Origin of the sequence: Noviherbaspirillum aerium (assembly GCF_008929045.1) — a bacterium.
GTDB lineage: Bacteria > Pseudomonadota > Gammaproteobacteria > Burkholderiales > Burkholderiaceae_D > Noviherbaspirillum > Noviherbaspirillum aerium.
In genome coordinates this window covers 141130-158594 of sequence record NZ_VFAH01000010.1, presented here as the reverse complement: position 1 = coordinate 158594, position 17465 = coordinate 141130, and the positions used below count along the sequence as shown (strand labels likewise).

The 17465-nt window shown below is 51.7% G+C and carries 13 protein-coding genes; 3 read left to right on the top strand and 10 right to left on the bottom strand.

From position 1 onward, the window contains the following. Positions 1 to 298 precede the first annotated feature (298 nt). From FH061_RS16180 to FH061_RS16155, 6 genes are all read right to left on the bottom strand, one after another. Positions 299 to 661 (bottom strand): hypothetical protein, encoded by a 363-nt coding sequence (locus FH061_RS16180; protein ID WP_151636871.1) that lies wholly within the window; start codon positions 659 to 661, stop codon positions 299 to 301. After that, positions 658 to 1071 (bottom strand): hypothetical protein, encoded by a 414-nt coding sequence (locus tag FH061_RS16175; RefSeq protein WP_151636870.1) that lies wholly within the window; start codon positions 1069 to 1071, stop codon positions 658 to 660. Before FH061_RS16175 ends, FH061_RS16180 begins: the two co-directional genes overlap by 4 nt. Before the next feature lie 142 nt (positions 1072 to 1213). After that, positions 1214 to 1507: a hypothetical protein gene (locus FH061_RS16170; RefSeq protein ID WP_151636869.1), complete on the bottom strand. Its 294-nt coding sequence runs from the start codon at positions 1505 to 1507 to the stop codon at positions 1214 to 1216. Positions 1508 to 1677: 170 nt separating this feature from the next. Beyond that, positions 1678 to 5403: a DUF4214 domain-containing protein gene (locus tag FH061_RS16165; protein ID WP_192805092.1), complete on the bottom strand. Its 3726-nt coding sequence runs from the start codon at positions 5401 to 5403 to the stop codon at positions 1678 to 1680. 704 nt (positions 5404 to 6107) lie between these two features. Further along, positions 6108 to 8039, bottom strand: a complete 1932-nt coding sequence (locus FH061_RS16160; RefSeq protein ID WP_151636867.1) for a beta strand repeat-containing protein — start codon at positions 8037 to 8039, stop codon at positions 6108 to 6110. Positions 8040 to 8747: 708 nt separating this feature from the next. Beyond that, positions 8748 to 9200: a helix-turn-helix domain-containing protein gene (locus FH061_RS16155; RefSeq protein WP_151636866.1), complete on the bottom strand. Its 453-nt coding sequence runs from the start codon at positions 9198 to 9200 to the stop codon at positions 8748 to 8750. An 81-nt stretch (positions 9201 to 9281) separates the two neighbouring features. Here FH061_RS16155 and FH061_RS16150 point away from each other — a divergent pair, with 81 nt between their 5' ends. Genes FH061_RS16150 through FH061_RS16140 form a run of 3 tightly spaced genes read left to right on the top strand, consistent with a single transcriptional unit; the run spans position 9282 to position 12068 of the window. Beyond that, entirely contained in the window at positions 9282 to 10490 is a 1209-nt protein-coding gene (locus FH061_RS16150) for a site-specific integrase (protein WP_151636865.1), read from the top strand. A 4-nt stretch (positions 10491 to 10494) separates the two neighbouring features. Further along, on the top strand, positions 10495 to 10863 hold the full coding sequence (locus tag FH061_RS16145) for a hypothetical protein (protein ID WP_151636864.1): 369 nt from the start codon (positions 10495 to 10497) through the stop codon (positions 10861 to 10863). Positions 10864 to 10910: 47 nt separating this feature from the next. After that, positions 10911 to 12068: a hypothetical protein gene (locus tag FH061_RS16140; RefSeq protein ID WP_151636863.1), complete on the top strand. Its 1158-nt coding sequence runs from the start codon at positions 10911 to 10913 to the stop codon at positions 12066 to 12068. Between the two features lie 586 nt (positions 12069 to 12654). Here FH061_RS16140 and FH061_RS16135 read toward each other — a convergent pair. From FH061_RS16135 to FH061_RS16120, 4 genes are all read right to left on the bottom strand, one after another. Next, positions 12655 to 13089: a hypothetical protein gene (locus FH061_RS16135; RefSeq protein WP_151636862.1), complete on the bottom strand. Its 435-nt coding sequence runs from the start codon at positions 13087 to 13089 to the stop codon at positions 12655 to 12657. Beyond that, a complete protein-coding gene (locus FH061_RS16130; protein WP_151636861.1) occupies positions 13074 to 13481 on the bottom strand; it encodes a hypothetical protein in 408 nt (135 codons plus the stop codon). Before FH061_RS16130 ends, FH061_RS16135 begins: the two co-directional genes overlap by 16 nt. A 33-nt stretch (positions 13482 to 13514) precedes the next feature. Further along, positions 13515 to 13742, bottom strand: a complete 228-nt coding sequence (locus FH061_RS16125; protein ID WP_151636860.1) for a hypothetical protein — start codon at positions 13740 to 13742, stop codon at positions 13515 to 13517. Positions 13743 to 14438: 696 nt separating this feature from the next. Beyond that, on the bottom strand, positions 14439 to 17081 hold the full coding sequence (locus FH061_RS16120) for a beta strand repeat-containing protein (RefSeq protein WP_151636859.1): 2643 nt from the start codon (positions 17079 to 17081) through the stop codon (positions 14439 to 14441). Between the last annotated feature and the right edge of the window lie 384 nt (positions 17082 to 17465).

Below are 17465 nucleotides of genomic sequence, written 5' to 3'. Positions count from 1 at the left end.
AATTGTTTCCTCCACAAGCCGACAGCAATAATATTGCAATGGCACCTGCAAATCGCGTTCGTCCCATCCGTGTCCCCGAGATTCTGTTCTCACAACGCATTGATGGACCGATGAGCCGAACATCGGAATGAACACGCTGCCAAAGTTAATTAACACTCAGTTGTTTCCTGTGTGAAATTTTATATCTTTTCCAACGGAAATAGAAGCTGGGCAGATCATAATTCCGGTTTCCGATCCTCAGCATTTCGAATCCCACGCCGCAGAATTTCGACTGCTTCTTCCCTACCGAACTTCTCAACTAACCAACTAACGCACCGAGGTCAGTGAATTCCGTCGCGCCAAGCGCCCTGGCAGCCGTCTTTAGTCCATGAACGATTGCCGGCGAATAGCTATACCGCTTGCTGGTGTCGAGCAGAACAAAGAAAGGCAGCTTTCCATGCGTCGGACTCGACCGGACATATTGCAGCAGTTCAAAGACCGCTCCACTATCGAAGTGGACGCCTGAGACAACTACGTCCATGCCATCCTCAAGCATGTGCTTTGCCGCTTCGACGGTATGGCAAAACACCACCTCGAATTCCGTGCCCAGCACTGTTCGTGCGAGAGGCATGTCTTCTTCTCTTACCGCAATCAGCAGCTTTTTCTTTAGAGGATGGCTCATAAGAATAGCCTCCACTGAGCGCAGTCGACGCAGATACTCGGGTCTAGCTCTTCTTGCCCTTCCTTCCTCAGTATTGCACGGCAGGCCGCTTGCTTTTGCCGTGTAGGCGGCATGGTCGACTGATATGCTCGTAATGCTTCATGCAGCGCCGAGATGCGATGCACCGCCTCGCTGAGCTGAGCGGTTGTCATCGCCGTTACCTTGTCACGGACCTCGGCACCGATATGCTCAACCGATCGCGTGTCGATTGCACCAATCAGCCACTCATGGTCATGCCGTACTTCGCTCGGCAGGTCCTTTCCTCGTATCCTGACCAGCGGTCGGTAGGCTTCGATCAGCCTGTGCCGGATGTCTCCAGTTTTACGCAATGCCCGTATTGCATGCTGAATTTCATGCCATGCATCTGTCATTGTTCCTGTCTCCCTAAGAACAACCGTTTTGCTTTATTGTGTTTCCGAACTCAGTATAGCCCTGCAAAAGCCCTACTAATCACCCGCTGGCCGTTAATATTTTCGGACTTCTGAACATGCGGGACCGGTAAGGAGCAGGCGCTTACACCTGAATCAAGACGGTATGGAACGCGGGATGATTGCGGATATAGCCGGACTGAAACCGGGTGAATGAGTCTTCCAGCATCTTGATCGTCACCTGCTCATGCGGGCGCACCAGATACCAGTTGTTAGGTGTCCGCACGCTCCCTTGCACTTCGGTCTGGAAGCACAGCAGCAAAGGCAGGCCGTCGGGGCATAAACCGAAGGCATAGGGCTCGACGGTGCGGCTGTAGCCGATGTAGTGAAGCTTCAGTTTATCCTTTGCTGCAATGGCTTGTTCGATAATGATCGACATGGGTAGCAATTCCTTGGCTACCTAGTTGGCACAGTTTCCTGTAACCAATGGTAGGTGCCAATCTTATATCCATGTGAGCTGCCATGATAGCTTGATTGGTGCTGAACCTAAAAAACAAAAACCGAGATGCTCGCCCACCTCGGTTCCGAATGAATAACCCAACTAATGATTTACGCTACTACATCGGACGCAAAAGTGGGGAGCGCTGATACGCCGGTCAGCTTGATAAAGATATCGTCCGCTGCAACACCTGTGCTTGAACCCGTCCGTTCGAACAGCACATAAGTATTACCTTCGAAGACTGCAAATGAAACACCGAGGCTGGTCGTGTTGGCTGTCGCCATTGCGGTTGCAATCGCCGTTGCGGAAGCCCCAGCTGTCAACGCCGTTACGGCAGTCTGGACAGTGCTTTGCTGTGCAGACAAGATTTCCGTTACATCAGAGAATTGCAGCTTGTCGGTGCCTGCCACAAAATCGCTAATGGCATCGGCTTGGCCAAACGTGCCGCCGCTTGTAGCCGCACCGGCAGTACCGACGAACACAAATGTGTCCGCACCGCCGTTACCGCTTAGGGTATCCGCGCCCTTACCGCCATTGATGGTGTCGGCTGCTGCTCCGCCTTTCAGCGTATCGTTGTTGTCGGTGCCGGTGAGGTTGAATTCGAAAAGCGCATGGGTAACGGTAATATTCCCAATATTTAAATAGATAGCTTCAGGCGCGCCGTTTCCCGTGGAATCTTTCGTAAAAATGTACACGTACTTAACATCACCAGGATGCTCTGTCCACGCATCGACATGGATATTGCCAGCTTTCTTGGTAGCGAGTAAGGCACCATTGCCGACGCCATTAGTCATCCCAAACGCTGCATCAATGTTCGACCCCGACAAAAAGACACGAACCTTGTCTTGAGAGGTATTGAAATCCGTTATCTGATCCATCCCGGTCGCCTTTAACTCATTGCCGTTATAGGCGAAGATGTCTGCGCCAGAGCCGCCCGTCAACGTGTCCGCACCCAAGCCTCCAAAGATAACGTCAGCACTATTTCCGCCAGTTATTGTGTCAGTGCCGTCGTTGCCGTTGATGGTGATTGCTCCGGTAACGCCGGCAAAGTTCAGCACATCCGCCGTGTTTGCACCATCTGCAGTGCCATTGAAAGTAATGGTTCCAGTGCCATTCGCGCCGTCAATGGTATTGATATCGGCAGTGACAATGGGGCCTGAAAGAATGGCGTGAAAGTTGGAATTGAAGTCAAACTGGTTCGTACCTGTACCTTTTGCGGAAACAATCGTCTTTACGCTTGAGAGACTACCGCTTATTGTCGATGCATTGACTAGGGAAATGTTGGCATTGGTCCTGCCATCGAGAATAGTCAGATCAGCACTTGCGACCGTTGCCGTATCCGTCAATGTCACCGCGAAGTCAGTCTTCAGATTGTATTGATTCGCGCCCGCACCTACTGCGGCGCTCACGGTTTTTACATCGGCCACCGTGCCGCTCAGAGTCGACGCATTGATAGCTGACACATTGCCGGTTGTAGCCGCATCCACGGTCATCAAATCAGCAGCAGAGACAGTCGCAGTGTCGTTCAATGTGACAGCCACATCAGACTTCAAGGCAAACTGATTGGCGCCCGTGCCCTTTGCGGATGCAATAGCTTTTACATTCGCCAGCGTGCCGCTCAGTTCTGTTGCACTGAGCAGAGAAATATTGCCTGTAGTCTTGCCGTCCAGTGTCAGCAGGTCCGCTGCAGCAACCGTCCCTGCCTCGCTCGATACAACCGCCACATCCGAGCGCATATCGATCTTGTCGCCGCTGGTGCCTTCCTTGGTTACCAGCAGCAAAGTGGCATCCGCCAATGAACTGCTGATGGATGTCACGCTGGTGGCATTGACCAGTCCGGTGGTTGCGGTTTCGATGGACTTGAGGTCCGCCGCTGCGACCGATCCGCTATCGGTGATCGTTACTGCACCGGTGATCTTCGTGATGTTTTTCAACACCGATGCGCCCCCCGACAGCGTGATCGTGGAAACAACCACCTCATCCAAAGCCGTCTTTGCAATGGATTTTGCCGTTCCCGAAGTAGGTGTGAAAACATAGTTGGTGCCGTCGTCTGTCACGACAACATTGCCGTTGCCGGTGGACAGCGTCCATATCTTGGACCCGGTTGCGCTCTCAGTGACGGTAAAGACCGGATCGGGCACGTATTCAGGCGGGCTTGGCGGAGTAGGCAATGGAGGAATGATCTGATCTATCGTCGTTCCACCCTCTGTGCCTTTCACGCCTTTTGCAATCTCGCCGATCTGCTCAGCCCTGATCGCCGTACCGAGGTTGCTGCCCGTATAACGGGTAACCGCCGTGAGCAGGCTGCCGCTTTCCGCGCCAGATATCATGAGGGCTTGCACCTTGTCTTGCCCTAGGCTTTCCGTCTTGGCAATGATGGAAAAAACATCAATCACTTTGCCGGCGTCGATGTTGACACCATTGGAGGCAATGTTGACGTTCTTCACTGTCGCCGCCACTGTTGCGTTCAGCTCGCCAATGACTTGTGCCGCATCGTTTGCCAGGCCTGCGATCTTGCTGAGCACATTGGCGGGCAAGCCTGCGGCACCTGTCGCACCGACCTTCCCAGCGGCAGCATTCATCACGTTCCTGATCACGGCTTGGGAATCGAGCGAAACAATCGCCGTTCCCTGAGAGGAAGAAACTTGGGCCGTTGCGGCAATGATCTTCTCGGCTAGGGCGCGAGCTACGCTGCCAGTAATGGCGGCGGCATCCAGACTGGTCGCGCTGCCTGCAGCGCCCTTAATCAGCCCGGCGGCATTTTCCATCAGGATCGTGATCTGCGCGATGGCGCCTTTCACCGCCACGGCGTTCTTGTGCTCAGCCGCGCTGGAACCGCTTGCGATGGCAACCTCGGTGTGATTGAAGCTCAGGAGATCGATCCCGGCATCAAGGCCCAACGCCATATTGAGTTTCTTCACCGCATCCGCCGCGTTCATGCCCTGGGCCACCATGGCATTGACGATGGTGGTCAGCGGCGTGACCATGACCTTGGCACTGTTCCCGGTTACCGTTGTCAGCACCTTGTCATTGTCCTTGCCCGTGGTGGCATCCTTACCGCCCATGACTACGATGTCGCCATAGCCGCCAACGAGGGTGAAGTTGCCGCTGGCGTCGGTGGTGGCACTGTCCGAAGAAGCATCGGGCAGCAAGTCGCCATTGGCGTCGCGGAACACGCTAGCACTCTCAATGATGCCATTTTGCACAGTGCCCTTGATGGTTTGTGCATGAGCGATTGCATCGGCCAGCGATTTGTTTGCAATCGCGTCCACTTCTGCCGTGGTGGGCTCTACCTTGCCTGCGGAACGCAGTGCAAGATAGGCCTCCGCGAAATGGGTGGCAGCACCCATCGTGGACTTCGCTTCCCGTGATACCGTGAACTCCACGGCTGCGTCGGCACGGCTGATCTTGCCGCTGTCAATCATCTCGACCCAATACGCCTTACCGGAAGGATCGCTGCTGCGCATGAAGAGGTTGCCGTACAGCGCTTCCACATACTCTGCGGTCGATGCGTTGCCATACTTCGTATGGAATTCGCTCGACTGGGTGAAGTTGACCGCAATTTCGCGCATCGATATACCGTCCCGCATCTGGCCTGCCCAGTACTTCAGTCCTGCACTATCCGCAGCACGATTGAAGAAAACATCGTACAGCCGCAGCAGTGCCACGACCTTCTGCGCTTCGGCCGAGGCGATGAAGTTATATGCCATATCAACCGAGCTTAACTTGCCTTCAGCCAAGCTGGTCCAGTAACTAGTGCCTTCGATGTCCGCATCGCGCTGCAGGATGTTTCTGTAGAGTTGTTGGACGTAGGTTTGGATAGCGGATTGAGCCATGGCTGTGGTATAGGCAATATCAGGCGATGATAAGAAACGGGGTCTTGCTCCTGCGAGGAAGCAGTCGAAAGGTATTTTAAAAATGCAGGCGGCAGTATAGCCGAGAGGAAATGTTATTGGCATCCCATAATATGGGAGCTGGGAGCAGGAATGGTGTCAGCGATCATGGAGAAAACAAGAAGCCGAGATGCTTTCGCACCTCGGCTCAACTGACTTCCTAGGGTCATGTGGTTAGTTTAGGACAGTCCACATGAAAATCCTTGCCTTTTCTCATTTTGTTTCATATTGCCGTAAGCGCGATTCCTACACGGTTCCTACAGACGAAAAAAAACCGAGGGGCTCTCGCTCCTCGGCTATCAAGTTACCGCTGGCCTTCCTAGGGCATTGTTTTAGTGCAGTCGGTTGCTCCCTCATCGCGTTTCAATGCCGCGACTGTAGTTCTCGTTTCACATACCAGCTTGCGCTGGCACTTCATATTCTTCCAAGGCTTTTACGGCTTCTTCGGCATCGGTCCTTGGTTTCCTAGCCAGTGTTTCATGCTGTGCTGTGATACTTGCGATGTCAGCTTGAAATGACGTTACTGCTTTACGTTACTGCAATGGCAATACAGTGATGCATAAAAGGGCCAAGGTTTTTAGGCCTTGGCCCCTCAAGCGGTTAGCGGAGAATCGCTAACCGTTGCGTTGCTTTACTTCTCGTACAAATTACAGTACGAAGATATCGCCTACGGCTACCGCAGTGTTCGAGCCAGTGATAACAATACCAGTCGAGCTTGTGAAGCCTGTTACGCCTGTCAGTTCAATCAGCTGGTCAGTTGCACCAACTTCTTGGAAGACGTAAGTATTGCCGCCGAACTCAAAGGCTGCAACTTCACCAGCTGTCGTAACACCCAGACCAGCAGTCTGAACAACTGCAACAAACTCAGCCAGTGTATCGATCAGGCCTTTATCTGCACCGCTCAGGGTCACGATGCCCTTAGCAGACAGAACAGCTTTGATGTCCTTAGTTGCATCGCCAGAAGCAGCTGCAACATCTACCGGGGTCGAAACAGCAGCGGACAGTGCAGCAGCAGTTGTACCGATGTCCAGCACGTCGGCGTTGTCACCGCCCTTAGCAGTTGCTGTTGCTTGGAAATCAGACACTGCATTCATCAGGTCATTGTCAGCTGCCAGAACTGCGATAGATGCCTTGCCGAAGTCAGCAATCTTGTCCAAAGAAGCAAGTGTCGAATCGCCATCAACGTTGATGAACGCGTCACGGCCAGCACCGCCAGTGATGGAGTCAGCGCCTGCACCAGCAGTGATCGAGTCACCCTTCGCACCACCGATGATTGCTTCACCGAAAGCTGCATCGTCGCCAGTGATGGTGTTGACGCCTTGCGAACCTTTGATTGTCACACGCTCAGTACCTGCGAATGCCGAGACGTTGATAGTAACGTTACCTGTCGATGTGGACGCATCGATGGTCTTGATTGCAGCAGCACCTGCATCCAGAGTGAAGCTAACAGCTGCTGTGCCGCTGATGTTCAACGCATTCATGTTGGCAGCATCAGTCAGAGCGATGGAGTAGCCATCGTCAGCACCGTTGTCGTCAGTAGCAGTTGTGCTATCTACGCGGTCAACAGCATTGACGTTGACGACGTTGATACCGTTCACTGTGAACTTGGTTGCCAGTGCAGCAGCGTGAGCAACGTCAGCATTCAGCTTGATGTTGATTGCGTCGTCTGTTGTCAGAGCGGCGTCTTTCAGGCCGATTGCCAGAGCGTCGGTCATGTTGGCGTTTGTACGGTATTCAACTGTGCCACCGTTTGTGAAACCAGTTACCGCAACGCTTGCACCAGCACCGCCATCAGACACGTCTGCATCGATCTGCAGGCTGTTGAAGCCCAGAGTACCAATGTTCAATGCACCGCTGATTGTGTCAGTTACACGCAGGACGTCGACACCTTTCCATGTTGCGCGCAATTCACCGCCAGCTGTGGTAGCCGCATCTGCTGCGTCGGCGTCAGCAAATGTCAGACCCAGAACGTCAGTGCCAGTGCCACCGTCGATAACATCAGACTTGTCCAGACCGGACACCAGGATTGTATCGTTGCCTTCGCCAGCGTCAACGTTGACCGAACCAGCGCCAACAGTGATTGTGTCATTACCAGCAGCAGCCTTGACGATGTCGTTGCCTGTACCTGCATTCAGAGTGTCATCGCTGTGCTGACCAGTCAGCTCATCGTTGCCCGAACCAGTTGTGATGCTGTTCTTGCCAGCTGCACCGAAGAACTTAACTGCATCGTTCGATGTAGCAGCGGAGAAAGTCAGATCGGCTTGCAGTTTGCTTGCATCGATCGAACCAGCAGTACCTTCAAAGTCGATCGAGCTGCTGATTGTCAGATTTTTGTCGCCAGCAATGTTCAATGTTTTCAAAGCAGCGCCAGTGTTGGTCAGACCAACAGTGTTTGCGGAGCCGGTCGAAGTAACATTAACGGTTGCGACTTTAGTACCTGCGATGTCAACAGTGCTTGTGTCAGTAACTGTTGTAACAGTGCCTGCACCTGTTTGAGTATAGGTGTGTGTGCCGCTTGTCACGTTGCTCAGAACGACGTCTTGGCTGGTAACTGTTGCAGCAGCAGCAATTGTCGTCACGAAGTTTGTAGCAGCAGCACCAGCAACAGCAGTAGCAGCAGTAGTTGCAGCAGCGTAAGTTGCGGCGTTAGAAACGTTAGCAACAGCAGCTTTCTGGTTAGACAGAGTAACTTTCTGGCCAGCAGCAACAGTGATAGTTGTCGTAGCAGCAGCGTTAGCAGTACCAGTTGTAGTCTGAGAAGTCAGAGCAGCAGCGTCGAGCTGAACACCAGTAACGCCTGCTTGAGTTGCAACGTTCAGGTTCAGACCACCGTAGTTTGCACCATTGATGAAGACGTTCTCAACTTCGGTCAGTGTACCCAGAGTGTCAAGAGCGTTGGAAGAAGATTTGCTGTAAACCTTCAGCGTATCAACACCACTTGTGCCGTTGATTGTGTCAGCAGCGGTCAGCTGAGCCGTTGTGCCAGTGTTGTCAACGACGAAAGTATCGTTGCCCAGTGTGCCGGTCAGGTTGTCGATACCAGTTGTAAGTAACCTGGTTTACCAAAAACCCAAGCCATTGATTGTTAACGACTTTGCGTTATCCATCAGAACTATTATTTTGTTTACCTACGCCCTACCCTTGTGATGAAAAACAGGCTGCTACAGATTTGGAGCAGCGCTTTCTATTTTTCTTTTAATTTCAAAAACTTACCTTAAGTATTAAGTAGATCTCACCTACACGGAGTTTACAAGCATTGAAATGCAATAGACGTCAGAAGTGGCTGGCTATTCTTTGCGTGCGTCCTTGCCTTTTTTACGGTCCGCACGCCGCATCTCTTCATTCTGTAGTCTCATAGCTGCCTGCGCCAATCCTTCATGACGGATATGCAAGGTGATCTCTTGATCATTCAGCAGATCTACAGTTACGCCTGCATCCCTAAAAAGCGCCAAAGCATGCATTAGAAGCTCAGCCTTTGCAGCACCCTCGACGGTTTCTATCCTAGCAATCGTTATCTTGCTGATTCCAAGTTTCTCAGCGAATTCTTGTTGACTCCACCCCAAGGCTGTTCTTGCTGCCCTTAAAGCAACCGCAACCGATACTTTCCTCAACAAAGCTTCGGTGAGCCACTTGTTGAGCGGCTCCATATCAAGCGGTGCTGTTGCACGGCTCCTCCACGTTTCAAGCAGTTTCTCGTAATCAACATTTTCCTCTGGCTTTTTGCTTTCGTTGGTAGTCATAAAGCTTTGAACTATTTCTAATGTTTTGATACTAATAGAATCAATTATGCCGACTTAAGATGCTGCCTTGGAGTAAACATCATGGCCAAAATAACCCTTACCCCGTATATCGTCAAGAACACAATATGTCCATCCGACAAACGAAAGGTTGACCTTTTCGATATCGAGGCAAAGGGCTTATTATGTGAAGTGACTCTTACTGGGCGAAAGACGTATTACATCCGCTACCAAGACAAGCATGGCAAGACGCGTCAGATGAAGCTTGCTGATGCTAACGACGTGACGCTCAGCCAAGCTCGCGCCCTCCTCAGTAAAGCCAGAAACAAGATAGCCATGGGTGAAGATCCGCTGGAGGAGAAAAGCATACTCAGACAGGTGCCTACTATCAGCGAGTTCATCCATTCCCGCTACTTACCCTTTGTGAAGACCTACAAACGTAGCTGGCAATGCGATGAGGGCCTTCTGCGCAACCATATTGAGCCGGTCTGGGGCAAGCGTCATATGGATGAGATCCACAAGCAGGATATCCTTCATCTGATCACCGAGCATCGAAAGACTCACGCACCTGGTTCATGCAACCGGCTCTTGATCATCTTGCGCTACATGTTCAATCTCGCGCTTCGCTGGGATATTCCGGGCATGAAAAGCAATCCGGCTACGGACTTTCCCTTGCTGGAAGAGAACAACAAACGTGAACGTTATCTGACCAAGGACGAAGCTGCAACGCTGTACGAGCAACTGGAAGCATCGGAGAACCCCATGCTCAAGTACATCGTGCCGATGCTTATCCTTACTGGCGCGCGAAAGCGGGAAGTGCTGGATGCGCGCTGGGAAGACTTTGACCTTGACCGAAAGTCATGGCGAATACCAATCACCAAAACTGGCAGGGCACGGCATGTGCCGTTGTCCGATGGGGCTCTCAGGATACTCGGGGCAATCCCCCGCATTCCCAACTGCCCTTGGACCTTTGCAAATCCAAAAACCGGCAAACCTTTCGTGAGCATATTTTGGTCTTGGAACAGTGCCCGTACCAGAGCGGGTTTGGCTGACGTCCGTATTCACGACTTGCGGCACAGTTTTGCATCCTTTCTCGTCAATGCCGGACGCTCGCTTTATGAGGTGCAGAAGATTCTTGGGCACACGCAGGTCAAGACGACCCAGCGTTACTCTCATCTTGCACAAGAAACGCTTCTGGACGCCGCCAATGCAGCCGTTAATAGCTTGGGTACCGCTTTCATGCCAGCGCTTCTCACGGCCGCTGGCAACGTTCAGGAACGCTCTGCGAGCTAACGCCATGGCAAACAATGAATTGAATATGCCGCCGGAAAGCGGTCTCACTGTGCCGGGTTTGTATCCGGCGGTCCTCTGCCTGGTGACGCAGTACACGAACGCTCATGGTCCGCGTTTTCGTTTCCTCTTTTCCCTTCCACACGGCTATCTGCTCGCCAAGACGACCTCGGTGGTACGAACACCGAAGAGCGAATTATCTGCTGTGCTAGAAGGACTTGTCGGCAGAAAGCTTTTGCCGTGTGAGTTTGCGCAGTTCTCCGATATTGCGGCACTCGAAGGAACCTGCTGTGAGGTTCTCGTGGCCGAAGCGCAAAACAGGAGCGGCTTCAAATTTTCTTCAATCGACAGGGTAGTTCCCTTGCGAATTCATTAGCGGACAACGCCTGATTTTATCTATGGCAGAGCGCCAGGAGTGCATCAATGGAAGACAAGAAGAAAAGCGGTGGAGAGTTCTTCTCCGTCTCGGCCGAAGATATTCGAAGAATGCTCACCGACGGCGCTGGGCCGAACGAGCTCGGTGGCTATCTCATCCTGTGCAGAGGAGCTGGAATCTACAATAGCACAGCATGGGCAGAGCATTCCTTTTCTACAAGGCTGGGAATTACTCGGAGCCAAGCTCAAAAAGCGTGCTTATGGCTTTGTGAACGCAACTATATTGAGCGATACAAGCCGCGTGCCAACATAGCAATAGACGCCTTGGTACCAGATCCCGAAAGCGGGCGCGATGCTGCGGAAAACTCTCAACCACGTACTGGCGGCCATAAATGGATAGTGCGCAAACAGAAGCAAGAAATATTTAATTTGCCCAATAGCCTGATTGATGGTCTTGGTACGAAGGGGCCACCTCTTAAGCGGCTGCTTACGCTTATCAAACCAAAAATCCGTTCCGGAATAAGCCCACCTACAGCACGACTTGATGCTATTGCTCTTCTCCTTTCCTTGTACAAGGCGCAGGACATTGGCCTTTACGGCGGGATAGATCCAGACATTTGGCGTGCTGAGTGGGTCCCAATGGAAAGTTACAACCTTCCAGCACTCCATGAGGTGGGTGATACAGATCTTCTAATTAAGCAGGTAAGAAGAGACGGTGAATATCTCTCACCTTGCTTCGGGAAGGAAGCATTGCACTATGTTAAAGATGAAGACAAACGCCACATGCGTTTTCTTCATGCCTTCGGTCAATTGAGATTACTTGGCTTTCTTTATGAGGTAATCCAAGTTTGGGACTGCGACCCAGTGCAACATGAACGGGCTAAAATTCTTTATCCCCTCTACGTATGTAATCCCTCAGCTCGCGATAACCTGGAGCCAGCCCTTTACAAAAGAATCAATGCAATTGCCAAGGAAGAGTACGAGACAAGCTATGGTATCGAGAACGTTTTCGCGAAAGACGACGGGCGGTTCCTGTTAGCAGAGGGCTACTTATTCCGGTACGTTTGTTATGAAGACGAAGAGGATGCTATTGCAATGAGCGTTCTGCGGTTGAAATATAGGGCTCATGACCGTGATACGGGAGAGGGAATGGCTGAGCAATTTCGTATGGTAGAGGCATGGGAAGAGGCGCTTAGAGATCTATGACCTTATTGGCACACTGTCCAACAGTATTCAACTTGGCCTTAGCCCTTATCTGACAAGGGTTTGCGCCAGTTTTGAGACATAAAGAGATGAAGATACAAAGAGATGAAGAAGTAAAGAAGTAAAAAGTAACGGAGGTTCGGCAAGCCGTACCCGATGCCTGATCTCTATTCGGACTTGATGGCTATGCAGAACCTAGTAATGGCAGACGACGTTTGGAGAAGTGACGTCACAGGCAAATACCACCCTTGCCAAACAGAGGTTGAGGACGTTACAACTATTGCGCGCGCGTGAGGTTGAAATCCTAGATTCTATCTACTCACACGGTTCGGCATTGGGCAAACCGGTGTTCGTACTGCAGGCTCATGGAGTTAAGGAATGATACGCAAGTAGCACAAGACTGATGACGTTCGATTTAAGTATTCGTGAAAATAGAAGCCCCCCTACCCCAGCAACTTTTTCTGACCTCCAGGCTACCTTTGTCATTGGTAGTGAGCATGGCTAACCCCACCTAGTGGGTACCGCGTATGGATGAAGAATCGAAAAATTAAAAAAATTCATGGGAAGTGTTCATGTACAGCAAGCTGAGCTAGAGAGTATCGAGGATACCTCGACGGAGGATCGCAATTGCCTCCTCCCTGCCAAACTTCTCAACCAATGCACCAAGGTCAGTCAAGGCCGTTGCGCCTAGCGCCTTAGCAGCGGTCTTTAATCCATGAATGATTGCCGGCGAATAGTTATATCGCTCGCTGGTGTCGAGTAACACGAAGAACGGGAGTTTGCCGAAGGCTACATTCATGCGGACATAACGTAGGAGTTCAAATACAGCTCCACCATCAAAGTGAACCCCAGCCACGACGATGTCTACGCCGTCTTCTAGCGCCATCTTTGCCGCGTCCAGAGTATGGCAATAGACGAGTTGGTAACCGCCCTCAAGAAAGGACTCTGTGAGCTGTATGTCCGTTTCCCGTACCGCGATGAGCAGCTTCTTATGGTTTCCTTGATTGGTCAGAATAGTCGGCATTGAGTGCAGTCCACGCAGGCCGCCGAGTCTTCTGCTCGCCCTTCCATGCGCAACACCGTCCGGCATGCCGCCTGCTTCTGCCGTGTGGGTAGTACGACTGGCTGATACGCCCGCAAGGCGTCATACAGCGTCACGATGCGATGCACCGCCTCGCTTAACTGGGCAGGGGTCATAGTCATTACTTTATCGCGGACTTCGGAACCGAGGCGCTCAGTCGATCGCATATCAATCCCGCCAATAAGCCATTTATGGTCCTGCCGCACTTCGCCTGGCAGGTCTTTTCCTCTTACCTTGACCAGCGCCCGGTAGGCTTCGATTAACCTAGTCCGTATGTCTTCGCTTTTCCGCAATGCCCGTATTGCCTGCTGTGTCTCATGCCATGCATCTGTCATTGTTCCTGTCTCCCTGAGAACAATCGTTTTGCTTTATTGTGTTTCTGAACTCAGTATCGTCACCTGCTCATGCGGGCGCACCAGCAGCCAGTTGTTGGGGGTTCGTACGCTCCCTTGCACTTCGGTCTGGAAGCACAGCAGTAAAGGCAGACCGTCGGGGCGTAAGCCGAAGGCATAGGGTTCGACGGTGCGGCTGTATCCGATGTAGTGAAGCTTCAGTTTATGCTTTGCTGCGATGGCTTGTTCGATGATGCTCGACATGGTTAGCGATTCCTTGGCTACCTGGTTGGCACAGTTTCCTGTAACCAATGGTAGGTGCCAATCCCATATCTATGTGAACCGACCGCACACTGGGTTGTGTGGCTTCTGCCTTGCAATAGTTGGCAACCAAGCTCCTGCTTTCTTCCTACCGCAGAAAAACGCCGAGGGGCTTGCGCACCTCGGCTATAAGAATGACTGACCTTCCTGGGGGTCTGGTTTTAAGTCTAGGACGGTTGCTCAGGAATAGCTTGATTTCTTGCAACTTTCCAATCTCCCTGGTTCGGGGAAAATCATCCGACGCTAACGATAGGCGAAAAAAAACCGAGGTATTTTCATACCTCGGCTATCAAGTTACCGCTGGCCTTCCTAGGGCATTGTTTTAGTGCAGTCGGTTGCTCCCTCATCGCGTTGCAATGCCGCGACTGTAGTTCTCTGTTCTTCTCTACCAGCTCATGCTGGCACTCGAATTCTTCAAGGCTTTTCACTGCTCAGGCATCGGTTCTTGGCTTCCTATGCCGCTTCGTCATGCTTGTTTGATACTTCCGATATCAGCTTGGAATGACGTTCCTGCTATACGTTACTGCAATGGCAATATGGTGATGCATAAAAGGGCCAAGGTTTTTTAGGCCTTGGCCCTTCAAACAGTCAGCGATGTTCTGCTAACCGCTTAACTTGCTTTTCTTACTCGATTGCTAATTAAGCATTCAGAGCGGAGACCAGCAGGTCCAGATCAACTGTACCTGTCAGCTTCACAACTACGTCACCGTCTTGCAGTGTGCCAGCACCAGTTGCGTCAACGAACACATATGTATCGCCGCCGTATTGGAACACCAAGCTGTCACCAGCCTTGGAAGCTGCGTCGATGAGCGCCAAGCCAAGAGTGGAACCTGTAACGGTTGTCTTAGCGAAGTTAGTCACACCGCCAATCGATGCATCATCGGACTTAGTTGTGTCCAGTGTGCCGTCTGCTGCTTTAACCAGTGTCAGGCCAGTGATTGTGTCCATCTTGTCATAGGTGGACGATGTGGTTACGAGATCCTTACCACCACCCAGTTTGATGGTTTCAGCAGTAGCTGTTGCACCAGTGAATGTCAGGCCACCAACTTGCTTAGTTGCGTCGTAAGTTGCAACGCCAGTCATACCGGAAGCATCGATTGTTGCCAGCTTCGAGCCTGCGCCTGCGCTGATAGTTGCTGCACCGTTGCCGGTCAAAGTCAGCGAAGTCAGGTTGCCCAGTGCTGTGAAGTAGTTGCTGTTAGCGTCTTGTGTAGTCGCAGTCGACAGTGTGAAGTTAGCGAGCACGTCAGCGGTTGCTTTCGCTGTTGTAGCTGCATTAACGCTGTTGACGAGGTTGACAGTTGCAGTCTGCACATCACCTGTCAGCGATGCGAACGATGCTGTACCAGCAGCAGCAGCCGTTGCTGCAGTTGCCTTGACAGTCATGTTCACGTTTGCTGCGCTTGCTGTAACAACTACGTTGTCTGTCTGATTGCCAGCGGTATTCGCATCAGTATCCAACACGCCACCGGAAGCAGTCACGTTCAGTGTGCCAGCGTAGGTTGTTGCAGTAGCGGCAGGAGTACCAGCACCCTTAGCAACATAGCCTGCCGTCGACAGAGTTACGTCACCGATTGTTTCAACAGTCTGAGCATCAGCCAGTTTAGTGATCGAGCTTACATCTGTTGTAACCGAGAAGCCTTGGAACTGAGCGAGTTTCGAAGCATCTGCACCAACCATTGCTTGGGAGAACTTCAGAATGTCAGAGCCTTTAACAACTGCTTTGATAACTTCGTAATCTTCAGCGATCAGGCTTGTGCCAATGATGGACAGGGTATCTGTGCCAGTACCGCCGTCAACCACATCCTTGACATTCAGAGCGCGTGTGAAAGTGATTTCGTCGTTACCATCACCTGCGTCAACAGTTGTTGTACCAGCACCTGTTGTGGAGACAGTGATCTTGTCATTGCCAGCACCTGTAGACACGGTAGCGGCAACAGTTGCCGAAGTTGTTGTACGGAGTGCAACTGTATCAGCACCGGAACCAGTAGTGATGGACTTCAGTGTTGTTGCCGGAGTAGCTGCTGCTGTCGGTGTCAAAGTAATGCCACCAGTCGAAGAACCTGCATTGACAGTTGTCAGTGCATCCAGACCATCAACATTGACGATAGCAGCAGTTGTCAGATTCAGATTCAGTGTCTTGATCGTGTCTGCATTGGTACCATCAATAAGGTTCACTGTACCAGCCGTTGTTGCGTTTGCTGCTTTGACGGAACCTTGAACAGTTACAGTTTCCAGAGCTGCGCCGGTCAGGGTAAGGCCAGTTGCTGCTGCGGAGTTGTCCAGAGCAACCAAGCCAGTAGCTTGTGTAGCACCGTAAGTGACGGAAACGTTTGCGTCGTTGACGTTCTTGAAACCAACCAGTTGGCCAGTAACCTTAGTTGCGTTCTTGGCGCTTGTAACGTTCCAAACTTCACCAGCAGTACCCAGTGTTGTGACATCCAGGTCTGCAGCGAGGTCGGCAGCGTTAGTGACGAAAACACGTTCAACGTTCTTGATAGTGCCTTGGATCACTGTGTTACGAGCAACACCGTTTGCTGCAGCGTCAGCAGCCGCAGACAGAACTTCGATGTTCAGTGTATCTGTACCGTCACCACCGTCGACTGTGTCGTTTGCGCCCAGAGTTGTGCCATTTGCGCCAGTCGATGTAACGCCCGAGGCGAAAGCATTGATGGTGTCGTTGCCGCTTGTGCCGTTGATTGTGTCAACACCGACTGTAAGAGTGAAAGTCTGGCCAGCAGTTGTGTTTGTGCCGGTAACAGCTGCAGTCAGAGTTGCGTCGATAGTTGCAGCAGCGGAAGTCTTGGTTGTCTCGTCTTTGACGGAAGACAGCCATGTACGGCCAACCGACGGGTTGGTTTCATAAGCAACCAGCTCAGCTGTTGTGTCGATCTTTGCTGTGAACGCGTCAGCAGCAGCCAGCTTGGCGGAGAAAGCAGCCTTGTCAGCAGCTTGTGCGTTGAAAGCGATAGCAGCAGCAACTTCGGACAGCAGAACCTTGCCAGCCTGAACTTCGGATGCCCAGTAAGTGATACCAGCGATGTCGCCTTCACGGCCGAACAGGGTCACGTACATCGAAGCAACCTTGGCAGACAGGGAAGTCTGGTTGTACAGTGCCTTGGACTCAGCGGAGTTCGCGAAGTCGTGCAGCATTGCCTTGTCGTTGCCACCGTTTGCGTCGAGCAGCTTTGCGTAGTACTCGAGGCCGAGTTTGTCGGCGGGACGGCCAAAGTACGCTACGTAGAGTTGCTGTACTTGTGCGTAATATGCGGATGCAGCCATTGAAAAGCTCCTAGGAATTATTTAAGTCAGTTAACTATCTATAGCAACCGGGGTGCACCTTGTTGTCTGCGTGCATCTCTCTGTCACTGGAACCGAATCATACGCGATGGCTGCAGGAAATATGTGATGGGTATCACATCGATGTGTCCAGACAACAAAAAGAATTGTCAAAAATGAATACCCCCGGAGATTGTTTGCAATTTTTGCAATGCTTCCCGGCCCGAGAGTGTAAACATCTTGTAAAAACCAAAAGAAATAGGGCCGCTGTAACCGCCATTTCCAACTCAACACCGGAAAAAAGCGATGACAGCAGCCCTATGAAACGCCTCAGACTACTTTTTCGTGGTTTTTTTACGACAACACCATCAAACAGTAGTGCAACTC